Source organism: Acinetobacter lwoffii, assembly GCF_022809915.1.
GTDB classification, from domain to species: Bacteria; Pseudomonadota; Gammaproteobacteria; order Pseudomonadales; family Moraxellaceae; genus Acinetobacter; species Acinetobacter lwoffii_M.
Window position 1 is genome coordinate 46,858 of the sequence record NZ_JALGQY010000006.1, and the last position, 12,567, is coordinate 59,424.

General features: G+C 45.5%; 13 protein-coding genes. 8 read left to right on the top strand and 5 right to left on the bottom strand.

From position 1 onward, the window contains the following. Positions 1–63 precede the first annotated feature (63 nt). A complete protein-coding gene (gene aciT, locus MTX11_RS04570) occupies positions 64–399 on the top strand; it encodes a ciprofloxacin tolerance protein AciT (RefSeq protein ID WP_004647188.1) in 336 nt (111 codons plus the stop codon). A 141-nt stretch (positions 400–540) separates the two neighbouring features. Beyond that, positions 541–1,020 (top strand): SCP-2 sterol transfer family protein, encoded by a 480-nt coding sequence (locus MTX11_RS04575; protein ID WP_243474475.1) that lies wholly within the window; start codon positions 541–543, stop codon positions 1,018–1,020. Positions 1,021–1,113: 93 nt separating this feature from the next. Here MTX11_RS04575 and dtd read toward each other — a convergent pair whose 3' ends face one another. Then, positions 1,114–1,554, bottom strand: coding sequence for a D-aminoacyl-tRNA deacylase (gene dtd, locus MTX11_RS04580; RefSeq protein WP_243474476.1), 441 nt, complete (start codon positions 1,552–1,554; stop codon positions 1,114–1,116). A 227-nt stretch (positions 1,555–1,781) separates the two neighbouring features. Here dtd and MTX11_RS04585 point away from each other — a divergent pair, with 227 nt between their 5' ends. The 5 genes from MTX11_RS04585 to asd all read left to right on the top strand — a co-directional run bounded on the left by MTX11_RS04585 (position 1,782) and on the right by asd (position 7,219). Further along, the gene (locus tag MTX11_RS04585; protein WP_243474520.1) at positions 1,782–3,296 is read left to right on the top strand and encodes a catalase; all 1,515 of its coding nucleotides are present in this window, start codon (positions 1,782–1,784) and stop codon (positions 3,294–3,296) included. A gap of 185 nt (positions 3,297–3,481) precedes the next feature. Beyond that, on the top strand, positions 3,482–4,012 hold the full coding sequence (locus tag MTX11_RS04590; protein ID WP_243474477.1) for an ankyrin repeat domain-containing protein: 531 nt from the start codon (positions 3,482–3,484) through the stop codon (positions 4,010–4,012). Between the two features lie 119 nt (positions 4,013–4,131). Beyond that, a complete protein-coding gene (gene pncB / locus MTX11_RS04595) occupies positions 4,132–5,337 on the top strand; it encodes a nicotinate phosphoribosyltransferase (RefSeq protein ID WP_004281262.1) in 1,206 nt (401 codons plus the stop codon). 185 nt (positions 5,338–5,522) lie between these two features. Next, entirely contained in the window at positions 5,523–6,371 is an 849-nt protein-coding gene (locus MTX11_RS04600) for a sulfurtransferase (protein WP_243474478.1), read from the top strand. Next, positions 6,368–7,219 (top strand): archaetidylserine decarboxylase, encoded by an 852-nt coding sequence (asd, locus tag MTX11_RS04605; RefSeq protein WP_243474479.1) that lies wholly within the window; start codon positions 6,368–6,370, stop codon positions 7,217–7,219. Before MTX11_RS04600 ends, asd begins: the two co-directional genes overlap by 4 nt. Positions 7,220–7,368: 149 nt before the next feature. Here the strand turns inward: asd and MTX11_RS04610 are convergent, their stop codons facing one another. Both MTX11_RS04610 and argS read right to left on the bottom strand, forming a co-directional pair. Continuing rightward, on the bottom strand, positions 7,369–7,986 hold the full coding sequence (locus MTX11_RS04610; protein WP_243474480.1) for an SPOR domain-containing protein: 618 nt from the start codon (positions 7,984–7,986) through the stop codon (positions 7,369–7,371). Between the two features lie 259 nt (positions 7,987–8,245). Continuing rightward, positions 8,246–10,036, bottom strand: coding sequence for an arginine--tRNA ligase (gene argS / locus MTX11_RS04615; protein WP_004281266.1), 1,791 nt, complete (start codon positions 10,034–10,036; stop codon positions 8,246–8,248). 260 nt (positions 10,037–10,296) lie between these two features. Between argS and MTX11_RS04620 the strand changes: the two genes are divergently transcribed. After that, positions 10,297–10,584, top strand: coding sequence for a DUF2798 domain-containing protein (locus MTX11_RS04620; RefSeq protein ID WP_044108798.1), 288 nt, complete (start codon positions 10,297–10,299; stop codon positions 10,582–10,584). Positions 10,585–10,672: 88 nt separating this feature from the next. On the opposite strand, the gene MTX11_RS04625 is transcribed toward MTX11_RS04620, so the two are convergent. After that, positions 10,673–11,974 carry a DUF445 domain-containing protein gene (locus tag MTX11_RS04625; RefSeq protein ID WP_004281268.1) on the bottom strand — a complete coding sequence of 434 codons (1,302 nt, stop codon included), beginning with the start codon at positions 11,972–11,974 and terminating at the stop codon, positions 10,673–10,675. 11 nt (positions 11,975–11,985) lie between these two features. Next, positions 11,986–12,537 carry a CC0125/CC1285 family lipoprotein gene (locus tag MTX11_RS04630; RefSeq protein ID WP_004281269.1) on the bottom strand — a complete coding sequence of 184 codons (552 nt, stop codon included), beginning with the start codon at positions 12,535–12,537 and terminating at the stop codon, positions 11,986–11,988. Positions 12,538–12,567 lie beyond the last annotated feature (30 nt).

A 12,567-nucleotide genomic window follows, 5' to 3' on the forward strand; every position in this document is an offset into this window, starting at 1 on the left:
ATTCAATAGATAGAAGCGTTGCAATATCAAGCGGAAACTATCTATCTGGATGGAGGGGGTTATATGGTAACAGCGAATTTAGCAACGATTGTGGGCTTCAGTTTAGTCGCTGTAGCTGTGCTTGCTGTGTTCTTCTCGCCTTATCGTCGCTGGTTAAGCTTTATGGCGGCCGGGATGCTGGTATGGGGCCTGATCGAGGTGATTCGTGTAGGAACTCAAACTTGGTTTGAGCTACCAATGACGTATAGTTATCTGAGCGCGTTAACTGCGGTCATGATGGTGGTGACTGGCCTGTTGTTGCGTGAAGATCGTCGTGCTGAGCGTGCTTTGGCAAAACGCCGTTGCATCGAACATACGCCAGTGTATGAAGACGACCAGCAGCAGCTTTCAAGCCGTTAATTCTACAAGTTGCAATGAAAAAAATGCACCCACGGGTGCATTTTTCAATTTGGAAATATGATACAAACTGCATAATCCACCTAGCCCAGAACTATGCTAGGATATTTGTCAATTTTCGTACAATTAGAATAGGCATCCTCCATGAAACTGTCGTCCATTCCTGTGTTAAAACTTCCTCTTATTGATATGAGTACAGATCCGCTGGACTTACTGGTCGCAGGTTTAGCTTTACGTATGAAGCAGTTGGCACGTACCAGCCCAAAATTCATTGAACTGGTACATGGACGTCAATTCCGTATCCAGATTGGTACGGATGAAGGTATGGCTCGTCAGATCATTGTGGATAACGGTCATATCGATACCGTTTCTGGTGATGCTGAAAAAGCCGATTTTGTGTTGCAGTTTGCTGACAGTGAACAGGGTGTAAAAACATTGCTTAAAGGTGATCCAACTGCATTCATGACTGGTATGCAAAGTGGCACGATTAAAATGGAAGGCGATTTTGGTCTGCTGGTCTGGTTTAACCAGGTCGCGAAAATGATTCCGCCTAAACTGCCAAAACCGGTCAAAGAAAAAGTGAAAATGGTACGCCAGTTTATTAAAGAAAAAACTGGTAAATAAGAAACTTCCGCTTAGTTCCCCCTCCTTTTTAAAGGAGGGGCTAGGGGAGGATTAAATAGAAAAAGCCCTCAATTCGAGGGCTTTTTTACTGAATCATTCTACTTCCAGATTAAATGTCACCGGCCCATCATTGACCAGATGCACTTTCATGTCGGCGGCAAAAATACCGGTTTGTACATGTTCAAACTGGCTTTGGGCATACTCCACCAGTTGCTCATAAAGGGCTTTAGCCTCGGCAGGTGACATAGCTGGGCCAAAATCCGGACGTAAGCCTTTCTGGGTTTGCGCCACCAAGGTAAATTGGGACACCAGTAGTAAACCGCCACCGGCCTGACTGACATTCCAGCCCATCTTGCCTTGCTCATCATCAAAGAACCGATATTTCAATATCTTATCAATCAGCTTTTTGCCTTTTTCCAGATTGTCATCTTTACCTAAACCTAGAAAAACCAGAATTCCTTTTTCAATTTCCCCAGTGGTTTCACCCTCGACCACGACTTTAGCTTCTAAAACTCTTTGTAATAAGGCACGCATTTTACATATGGACTGATAACGATAGATGTACGTGATTGTAGCAAAAATAAAATCTGGAGCAGTATGAGATGCTGTTTTTATGAACTTTAAATATCTGAAAATCAATTGATTAATTTTTTTAAATCCATTAAAGCGATTGAATTAATAAAAATAATCTGTTTTATCTATTTATTGTGTTGGCGTATCTTAGCCCATGCAGGAAAGGTAATAAATTGAGAGATTTAGAAATGTTTAAGCGTTCATTACTGGTTGCAATGATTGCAACTGTCACAGCTGCACAAGCTGCTCCTTTAACTAAAGACAATGGCGCACCAGTCGGTGATAACCAGAACTCGATCACTGCGGGTCCACAAGGTCCAACTTTGCTGCAAGATGTGCAACTGGTTCAAAAACTACAACGTTTTGGTCGTGAGCGTATTCCTGAACGTGTGGTTCACGCACGTGGTACAGGGGCTTATGGTGAATTCGTTACTACGAAAGATCTGTCTGATTTAACAATTGCTTCTTTATTCAAGGCCGGTACCAAAACTCCAGTTTTTGTGCGTATGTCTACCGTAATTCATGGTAAAGGTTCACCAGAGACTTTACGTGACCCGCACGGTTTCGCAGTGAAGTTCTATACCCAGGAAGGTAACTGGGACTTGGTTGGTAACCAGACGCCAGTCTTCTTTATCCGTGATGCGATCAAATTCCCGGATTTCATCCATGCGATGAAACCAAGCCCGGTCACCAATGTACAAGATGCCAACCGTGTATTTGACTTCCTGTCTAGCCAGCCTTGGGCAACCAACATGCTGACTTATGTGTATGGCAAGCAAGGTGTCCCAACCAGCTACCGCGAACAGGACGGTTTCGGTGTACATGCCTACAAACTGTATAACGACAAAGGCGAATACAAGTACGTGAAATTCAACTTCCGCTCTAAACAGGGTGTGAAGGGCTTGAACGTCAAAGAAGCGGCTGAACAGCAAGGTAAAGATTTCAACCACTTGACCAATGATCTGTATAACAACATCTATGCAGGTAATTTCCCGAAATGGGATCTGTATATCCAGGTGATTGATCCTAAAGATCTAAACAGCTTTGATTTTGATCCGTTAGATCCAACCAAAATCTGGCCAACTGAGCTGGTTCCAGAAACCAAAGTAGGTACTTTGACGCTGAACCGTATGCCGAAGAACTTCTTCAACGAGACTGAACAGTCGGCATTCGCGCCAGGTAACCTGGTACCAGGTATCGAGCCATCAGAAGACCGTCTGTTACAAGGCCGTATCTTCTCTTATTCAGATACCCAAATGTACCGTTTAGGCGCGAATCACCAGCAAATTCCGGTGAACCGTCCAGTGGTAAATGTGAACAACAATAATCAGGATGGCTACATGAATATCTCTGAGCGTGACTCGGATGTGAACTATGAGCCAAGCCGTAAAGAGCCAAAAGCTGCCACTGAAAAAGCACGTGCGGTACAAACACCATTATCTGGTCATGTACAGCAAATTGGTGTGAAAGAGCAGAACTTCAAGCAGGCAGGTGAGCTGTACCGTTCATACACGGCTAAAGAGAAAGATGACCTGATCATGAACCTTGCTGCTGACTTAGGTGCAGTGAAAGATTCAGAAACCAAGCACATCATGTTGTCTTACTTCTACAAGGCAGATGCTGACTACGGTACCCGCATGACCAAGGCAGTGAACGGTAACCTGGCGACTGTTAAAGCCAAAGCTGCAAAATTAAAACACTAATCCCGATTGGTCTTGAGGAACTGGTGACTAGGGCATAGCGCATCACCTCCAAAAAGTCCTGTAATACTCCAAACCTTTCCTGCACCCTAGGGGGAGTTTTACAGGCACTCCGTTTTTCATCTCAACTCAGGACAATTCAGTCTTTCAAGACTTAAATTCCCCTTCGATTTCTGCTGGAGTTCATCATGAAAGTTATGTCATCTGTGTTTTTAGCCAGTATTCTCACGATAGGTTCCGCATTCGCAAACGTGACTGTCGCGAAGGATATCTCCCCCGCTAAAAGCGTGGACAATGTTCAGATGAACTCACAACAGGAATTGGTCGACCTATTCTTTGCTGCTGCCAAAATTGGCAATAGCGAAGTCATTCATGAATTTTTGAAACATGGCTTTCCGGTCGATGTCCGCAATAAAGACGGTTATACACCACTGATGATGGCGACTTATTATGGCCATCAGGATATTGTCAGTAGTTTGCTTAAGCATGGGGCAGACCGCTGCGCTCGAGACAATCGAGGCAATACGTCCTTGATGGGGGCTTTATTCAAGATGGAATTTGCGATTGCCAAGCAGTTGCGTCAGGTGGATTGTGATGCCCAGGTGCAAAAAACCGGACAAAAGACCACAGCCGAATTTGCCAAGGTGATTGGTCAGGAAAAACAGTTGCAGAAATTGATTCAGGAACAGGAAAAAGCTCAGGTCAAATCACAGAAATAAAGCGGGTTATGCTTCTGATACTTTTGTCGCAAATACAGCCAGCTGTACGTAAATCCTGCATTATTGCACGACTTTTTATGCTTTAATGCAGAGATAAGCACAGCGATATTCCCTTAGTTATGGCTCCAATTATCCATTCTCTGTTAGATACTGACTTGTACAAATTCACCATGTTACAAGTGGTCTTACACAAGTTTCCGCAAACGCATAGTGTCTACCATTTCCGTTGTCGTAATCTGGAAGATACAGTCTATCCACTGACGGATATTCTGGATGATCTCAATCATCAACTGGACCTGCTGTGTCAGCTCAAATTCAAAGAAGATGAACTGCAATATTTAAGAAGTTTACGTTTTATCAAAAGCGATTTTGTGGATTATCTGGAACTGTTCCAGCTCAAGCGCCGTTTTATCAAGGCCAGTATCGACAGTCAAGGCCGTCTGGATATTGTGGTGGAAGGCCCGATGGTTCAGGCGATGATGTTCGAGATCTTCGTACTGGCGATTGTCAATGAACTGTATTTCAGCCGCATTCGCACGCCTGAAGTGTTGGCAGAAGGCGAGCGCCGTTTAAAAGCCAAAATCGAGCTGTTAAAACAGTATGATGCTGCGCAAAACCCCAATGATCCCCCATTCTTGGTGTCAGATTTTGGTACGCGTCGCCGTTACAGTTTCGATTGGCAAAAGCATGTCGTCGAAGAATTTCACAAAGCCGCACCGCATGTGTTTCGTGGTACCAGTAATGTACTGTTAGCCAAAGAGTTGGGCATTACCCCGATTGGTACCATGGCGCATGAATTCCTGCAAGCTTTTCAGGCGCTGGACGTACGTCTGCGTAATTTCCAGAAATCTGCACTGGAAAGCTGGGTGCAGGAATATCGTGGTGACTTGGGCATTGCCTTGACCGATGTGGTCGGTATGGATGCATTCTTGCGTGACTTTGACCTGTACTTTGCCAAACTGTTTGATGGCTTGCGTCATGATAGTGGCGACCCTTATGAATGGGGTGACAAGGCCTATGCACATTATAAAAAGCTGAAAATAGACAGCAAAACCAAAATGCTGACTTTTAGTGATGGCCTGAATCTGGAAAAAGCCTGGAAACTGCACCAGTATTTTAAAGACCGTTTTCAGGTCAGTTTCGGCATTGGCACCAACCTGACCAATGATATGGGGCAAACCCCACTCAATATTGTGTTGAAACTGGTGGAATGTAACCGTCAGTCAGTGGCCAAAATCTCGGACAGTCCGGGTAAAACCATGACTGATAATGATACTTTCTTGGCCTATTTACGTCAGGTTTTTGAGATCAATGAACCTGCTTAAGTCAGTTTGAACAATTCATAATTTTTAAGAACCGTTTCTAGATAGAGGCGGTTTTTTTTATGCAAGATTATTTAAGACCAGGGTTTAGCTAAAATCTTGCTAATCATCTGCAAAGAAAGCGCATCAGTGTAAAAACCAGCTGTGCTAAGATCAACAGGATTTGACCAATAATAGCCATGATAACGATGACCGCTGCAGCTTTTAATTTTGGCCTGCTGATTGAGGCAGAAGATTTAGTTCCCTATTTGGGCCATGAAAAACTTCGTATTGTCGACCTGAGCCGTGCCTCTGTGTATGAGCAGCTGCATATTCCGCATGCCTTGCATTTAAAGCCTAAACTTCTGGTGCGTCAGGAAGAAACGGCGATGGGACTGTTACCGGATACAGAAGGCTTGCAGGCTCTCATTGATTATCTGAATATTTCTCCTGAACATCATGTGGTGGCTTATGATGATGAGGGCGGGGCATGGGCAGGGCGTTTGCTCTGGAACCTGCATTGTCTGGGCTTTGAAAATACCAGCTTATTGAATGGCGGGATTCATGCCTGGCTCGGTGCTGGCTTACCGACTTCTTCCAGTCAGGAACAGTTTGCACCAGTGAAGGACATATTGCAGGTTAATCTCGAGCATCAGGCGAATTTTCAGATTGGCTATGATGAACTGCGCCAACAGGTTGAAAATAAAAAGGTTCAAATTTGGGATTGCCGCACGCAAGATGAATATACTGGCCTGCGTCTAGCGGCTCGACGCGGCGGTCACATTCCGGGAGCACGTCATTTTGAATGGAGTACTGCCCTTAATCGTGAAAATCATTTAAAATTACAGCCTTTACCACGTACTCAGCAGCGTCTGGAACAACTGGGCTTTGATTTGAATCAACCCGTTGTGGTGTACTGCCAGTCCCATCACCGCTCAGGTTTGGCCTATATTCTGGGTCGTTTACTGGGTTGGAAAATTCGAGCCTATGATGGTGCGTGGAGTGAATGGGGCAACCGCCTCGATAGTCCAATCGCTACAGGGGAGCTGCCATCTTGAGCATCACGTCACGTTTAAAACAACAGTTTTTTATTAAAGCTCAACGGTTAGTACCGCAACATCGCTTGTCTCGGGTGGTGGGTAAAATTGCCGCCAGCGAAAACCCGATTATCAAAACTGCTGCAATTACTGCCTTTAAGGCGCAGTATGGTATTGATATGTCGATTGCTGAACAGGCCAATGCCCTTAAATTCAAGTCATTTAATGAATTTTTTACCCGCGCCCTAAAAGAAGGTATCCGTGCGATTGATCCAGATGCCAGCAGCATTGTTTCGCCTGCAGATGGTGCGATTTCCCAGCTGGGTAAAATTGAAAATGGCGATGTGTTTCAGGCCAAAGGTCAGAAATTTACCGTTGAAGCCCTGATTGCTGATCCGCAACTGGCCGAGCCATTCAAAAATGGTGAATTCGTGACCGTATATTTGTCGCCACGTGATTATCATCGGGTGCATATGCCATTTGCCGGAACATTAACTGAAACGCTATATGTTCCAGGTGAGTTGTTCTCGGTCAATCAGGTGACCGTAGAAAACATTCCGGGCTTGTTTGCACGCAATGAACGTATGGTCTGTCTGTTTGATACTGAAATCGGCCGTATGGCGGTGGTATTGGTCGGTGCGATGATTGTGGCGGGTATTGAAACCGTGGCAACCGGCAAAGTGAAGCCTTCAGGCCGGATCGAACTTAATCAGCATGATCTGTTCCTGGAAAAAGGGGCAGAACTGGGTCGTTTCTACCTCGGTTCAACAGCAGTGATTTTATTCGAAGAAAATAAAATGCAGTGGGATGCCGTATTCAAGGCCAATTCTTTGGTGAATATGGGTGAAGCGCTGGGGCATACGCTGTAATACTATTCCTCCTCCCTTTGGGAGGAGGCTAGGTGGAGGAGCTTTAAAATAACATCTTCCTTGCGAAGCAGTGCTTCTCATCTCCTAGAAGGTGAGGGAACTCCCCAAATAAAAAAGCGCCATCAGGCGCTTTTTTTATTTCTAGAAATTTATCTTTTCACGACGATGGAATCAATCCCGCTATTCTGCAAGGTTTGCTGCGCGATAATCGCGGCTTCGGCAGAATCATATGGGCCTGAAACCACGCGATACCAGACTTTGCCATTTTCTACACTGCGTACCACATCGGCAGATAAACCATTGAGAATAATTTCGGCACGGCGGGCATCGGCTTGATCTGGATCATCAAAGCTGCGAACTTGCAGAATATAACTGGCCGGAGCGGCAACAGGCGCTTCGCTGGCTTCTAAGCCAGGCTCAGTTGTCGTCGCCTCAGGTGTAGCCACTTTAGGTCGAGGTGCTTCTACAATCACTACCGTATCCTGATTTTTGTTTTCAGGGACGGCCTGTTCAGGAATTGGCGTCACTTGTTGCTGTGGCAAGAGATCATAAAAACGGTAATCTTTATTGGTATCTTCTTCTTGGACAGATTCAGCACTTGTTTGAGTTTTCGGTTTAACCGGTTCCCATGGCTTCCAGAGCATCAGTGCCATCAAAAAACTTAACACGATTAAAATGATCACGAGTGTGCCGAGCCAGGTTGGAATAAGTGGCTTTTTAGGCTTATTCGGTCTTTCAGATACACCGCGTTGCGTTTTTCCAAACACTTGGGATTTTCCTCTTATTAATCGGGACATATAGAAAAGGCATAACAGCAGTTATGCCCCTACTATCACTTCATCCTATGTGATCAGGATACAAAAGTCATCCTCTAGATCACAAATCACACAGAATTTTAATTTATCTGTATCTTCAAGCACATAGCTGAAGTTACAAAATGTCTGCTCAGCAGATAAACGGCAGTGTTTTGCTTACATGCTCGCTTCGAGCATAGCTCTTGTCTTGCATCAATGTAAAAGCAGTGCTTTACATTGATTCAGGAGCTGACACACCTAAAAGTTCTAAACCGTTACGCAGTACCTGACGCACGTTCACTGATAACAATAAGCGTGCTTGGGTCAATTCAGCATCATCACCGAGTACTTTATTGTCGTTGTACCAGCCGTGGAACAAGGCTGCCAGCTCTTTCAGGTAATTACCGATTTGATGTGGTTCATAGCTGTTTGCAGCACGGACCAGAATTTCCGGATAGGCCGCTAGTTTGGCCAGGATTTCAGTTTCAGCATCAAGCTCCAGCTTAGCCGCCAAATTACGTGCTGCTGTAGCATCAAAGTTGACATTGGTAGACGCTGCTTTTTCTAACATACGACAGATACGGGCGTGTGCATACTGGATGTAATACACTGCATTGTCCTTGCTTTGTGACACAGCAAGATCCAGGTCAAAATCAATGTGCTGTTCAGACTTACGCATTACGTAGTAAAAACGTGCAGCATCATTGCCAACTTCTTTACGCAGATCACGCAAGGTCACAAACTGGCCTGAACGGGATGACATTTGTACCATCTCGCCGCCACGCCATAGGCTCACGAACTGAACCAGAAGAACCGTTAATTTTTTCGAGTCATAGCCCAGCGCATCAATGGCCGCTTTTACACGTGCGATATAACCGTGGTGATCTGAACCCCAGATATCGATGATATCGGTATAGCCACGTTGTAACTTGTTCAGGTGGTAAGCGATGTCAGACGCGAAGTAAGTGGTCTGACCATTACGACGTTTCACAACACGGTCTTTTTCATCACCGAATGCAGTGGATTTGAACCAGATGTTGCCATCCAGTTCATACAGGAAACCACGCTGATCTAAGGTCTGTAAGGCTTCTTCAATTTTGTCTGTCAATGATTCTTCGCTGAACCATTGATTGAAGGTTACACCAAATTCGCCCAGGTCATCTTTAATATCATCTAAGATAGCTTTAAGCGCGGCTTGCAAGAATACGCGGTAGCCTGTGCCAATTAACGCTTGTGAATTAAAGATCAAACCATCAATGTGTTTTTCTTTATCACCAGACAATACGACTTTATTGCCATCAGCATCTAATTCGGCTGCAAACTGTACATCTTCAGGCACATCTTTATACACGTCGGCCACAGGACGGACATAAGCATCGCCATCCTGGTCAATAATGCTTTGTGCAATTTCTTTTACGTAGTCACCCTGGTAGGCATTTTTCGGGAATACCAGTTCCTGACCCGTTAATTCTAAGTAGCGCAGATAAGTCGAAGTCGCCAGAATGTCCATTTGACGGCCAGCATCATTGACATAGTATTCGCGATCGACTTTTGCACCGGTCGCTTCAAGCAAGTTCGCAACCGTCATGCCATACGCAGCACCACGACCATGACCTACGTGCAGGCTAGAGGTTGGATTGGCAGAAACGAATTCAACCTGAATACGTTTATCCGCATTGACCTGGGTACGACCATAAGTCGCCTGTTGTGCTTGGATTTGATCAAGGACTGCAAAGCGCTGGTCAGCATTCAGGAAGAAGTTAATAAAACCAGGACCGGCAATTTCTGCCTTGCTGATATCTGCCACTTCAGGCAGGGCAGCAAGAATTTTTTCCGCTAAATCACGTGGCTTCATACCCGCAGCTTTCGACGCGATCATGGCAATATTCGACGCAAAGTCACCATGGCTTCGGTCTTTGGTACGCGTCAAATTACTTGTATTGTTCCAGTCAGATGGGAGTACGCCTTGTGCCTGTAAAGTGTGCACTGCATGATCGAGAGCTGCTTGTATTGCCGTATTCATAATCAGTCGAAAATAGAGATCGCAGAAAAACAGCAAATATAGCAAATTTCAGGCTGTTTAGGTAAAAGCATTTCTCGGGAATAAAAAGTGGAGGATCACTTCGTCAGAAGTTTTTGACTAAAGAAAGGGAAAATCAACGGATTAATCCCGTGAAAATAAAACCAGTTTTTAGCTCAACATTTCAGATGAAAAAAAACAATGCTTCACCGTATAGAATTTGGCTTATATTAGTCATCTGAAAACAGTAAAAAGAGCATGTCGTGGCTGCATCACAACGTCCGACCATTATCGGTCATATTCCTAAACTCCCTGCAAAATGGGCATTGATTATTGTGCCTTTTATCCTGTCCTGCCTGATGAGTGGCATTATTTCCATGATCAATATGCTGCGTAATCTTGGCTGGATTGATGGATTTATGGCACTCTGGTTTCATAACTGGATGATTTCCTGGGCGATTGCGTTTCCGATTGTAGTGACCTTATTGCCTTTTGTACGTAAATTCACTGGGCTATTGGTCGATATGTCCGGATCTCAGCCACCCAAATGATCATTTTTTAAATCTTAAATTTGATCTGGCTGGAGTCAATTCTTGGATATTTTAAAAGTCGGGATGTATGGGACGAATAGCGTCATCTTTAAATTAAATGCTCTACCGCCGCCCGGATAATCCCAAGCACCAGACCGATACAGGCACCGACCACGACTCCATTGACCCGGATCATATGCAGGTCGCCGCCGACTTCATTTTCAATCTTGTCGATCATCTCGCTTGAATCCCATTCGTGAATGCGCTCGCTGATAAAACGAATCACTTTTTCACTGTACTGGTCACTCAGGTCAACCGCGATTCCGCTGAGACGTTTATTCAGCAGCTCACGTACCGAGGCATTCGAGATGATATTTTCACCGACCTGTTGAATAGCAATTCTGAGATTTTCCGCAATACCCGAATCAGGTTTTTGCAAGTCTGCCTTGATCGCATCACATAAAATCACCACCGCACCACTGATAAAATTCAACACTTGTGGACTATCCAGTAAGGCATCTTTGGTTTCATTCAGACGCTGGCTGGCTTCACTGTCATTATCCGCCAGCTGCAACATCCAGCTATGTCCCATGTTCTCAATTTTGAGTCGCCATGGATGATCTGGATCGGCCAGCATGGCTTCAACGCGCCCGATCACGGAATCAATACTGCGTTGCTGCACATCAATCCCGATCCAGCTGGCGCCTTTGGCCAGTTTCCACACCCCCATTTCCTTAAACAGGTTACGGGTCAGCTCACGGGTTTGTTCAGGATGCGAGGTCATCCAGGCATGCACCACATCCAGTCCACGCTGTAGCACATCCTGATGGAAATCATTGTCCAGAACGGCATGCAGCATTTCGCTGGCTAGGGTATTGATCTGGGTATTTTTGACCCATTGCACGCTGTTGCTCTGGATAAATCCGGCAATCTGTTCCTGTCCGACAAATTCAAAAATTTTAGGCACCGTCTGTTGAATGACCTGAGTCACTTGGGCATTGTTTTGTGGATTGGCCAGCCAGCGTCCTGCAGCCAGACTCAGGTCGGTACTGTCCAGACTGCGCTGTACAATTTGCGGAGAAAGAAAATTTTCCTGCACAAAACGGCCCATCGACTCTGCAATACGGGCCTTGTTACGTGGAATGATTTCGGTATGGTCACGTAAAAACTTGGGAATAGGCAATCTGCCAAAAGGGTTACGAAACAGTACGGTAATCGCATACCAATCCGCCAGACCACCGACCACACCCGCTTCTGCCGAGAGCATCAGAATATGAATGAGCCAGACATATTCGGGTAGCAGTTTGGCTGCAACCATCAATGCCAACCAGATCAGTACGGCGACCACCAGGGCGATGGTCGCGAAACGTTTACTGCGTTGTAAGCTCGGGGAGATACGCTCTGTCTGCATAGATCATCCTGTCAGGAGGGATTGGCCGGTTGCGGTTGCAGCACTGCACCGGATGGACTTAAACCATATTTAGCCCCAAGTGACTGTAAAATCAAGCGGGCATCAAAGGCATCTTGAGGCGCCTGATTGGCCTTGAAGCATTCAATGGTATAAGCCACCTGGGCAGGATCCAGAGTCACGGTATAAGGACGGTCATAGAATGGGTCTGGCCAGAATCCCGGATATCGGCGGTAATACCCGTAAGGATAAAAGCTTGGCGCCGGATAGACGATGGCTTGCCGTGGAGGTTGCTGGGTGCGGTTACTTGGATCATTCAGTACTCTGAAGAATTGAAAACCATTTTGTACGGTAGTCTGTGCGGCTTTGAGCAGGGTAATTTCTTCAGCTGTGCCAAAGCTCATATTGGGACGGGCCTGAAAGCTGATACGGTAAGTGTTGCTGTTGAGGGGAGTGGTACTGTAGCGACCTAACTGATCAAATGTTAAGGGCTTTGAGGGTGTGGTTGCACAGCCAGTCAGGCTGATGGCAGCAATCACACTCAATCCCAGTAGCATGTTTTTCATGTTCGATCTCCTGATGCAATGATCCAGTCC

Coding starts and splice junctions, on each gene's coding strand:
- aciT (WP_004647188.1), top strand. CDS start 64: ATGGTAACAGCGAATTTAGCAACGATTGTGGGCTTCAGTTTAGTCGCT.
- MTX11_RS04575 (WP_243474475.1), top strand. CDS start 541: ATGAAACTGTCGTCCATTCCTGTGTTAAAACTTCCTCTTATTGATATG.
- dtd (WP_243474476.1), bottom strand. CDS start 1,554: ATGCGTGCCTTATTACAAAGAGTTTTAGAAGCTAAAGTCGTGGTCGAG.
- MTX11_RS04585 (WP_243474520.1), top strand. CDS start 1,782: ATGTTTAAGCGTTCATTACTGGTTGCAATGATTGCAACTGTCACAGCT.
- MTX11_RS04590 (WP_243474477.1), top strand. CDS start 3,482: ATGAAAGTTATGTCATCTGTGTTTTTAGCCAGTATTCTCACGATAGGT.
- pncB (WP_004281262.1), top strand. CDS start 4,132: ATGGCTCCAATTATCCATTCTCTGTTAGATACTGACTTGTACAAATTC.
- MTX11_RS04600 (WP_243474478.1), top strand. CDS start 5,523: ATGACCGCTGCAGCTTTTAATTTTGGCCTGCTGATTGAGGCAGAAGAT.
- argS (WP_004281266.1), bottom strand. CDS start 10,036: ATGAATACGGCAATACAAGCAGCTCTCGATCATGCAGTGCACACTTTA.
- MTX11_RS04625 (WP_004281268.1), bottom strand. CDS start 11,974: ATGCAGACAGAGCGTATCTCCCCGAGCTTACAACGCAGTAAACGTTTC.
- MTX11_RS04630 (WP_004281269.1), bottom strand. CDS start 12,537: ATGAAAAACATGCTACTGGGATTGAGTGTGATTGCTGCCATCAGCCTG.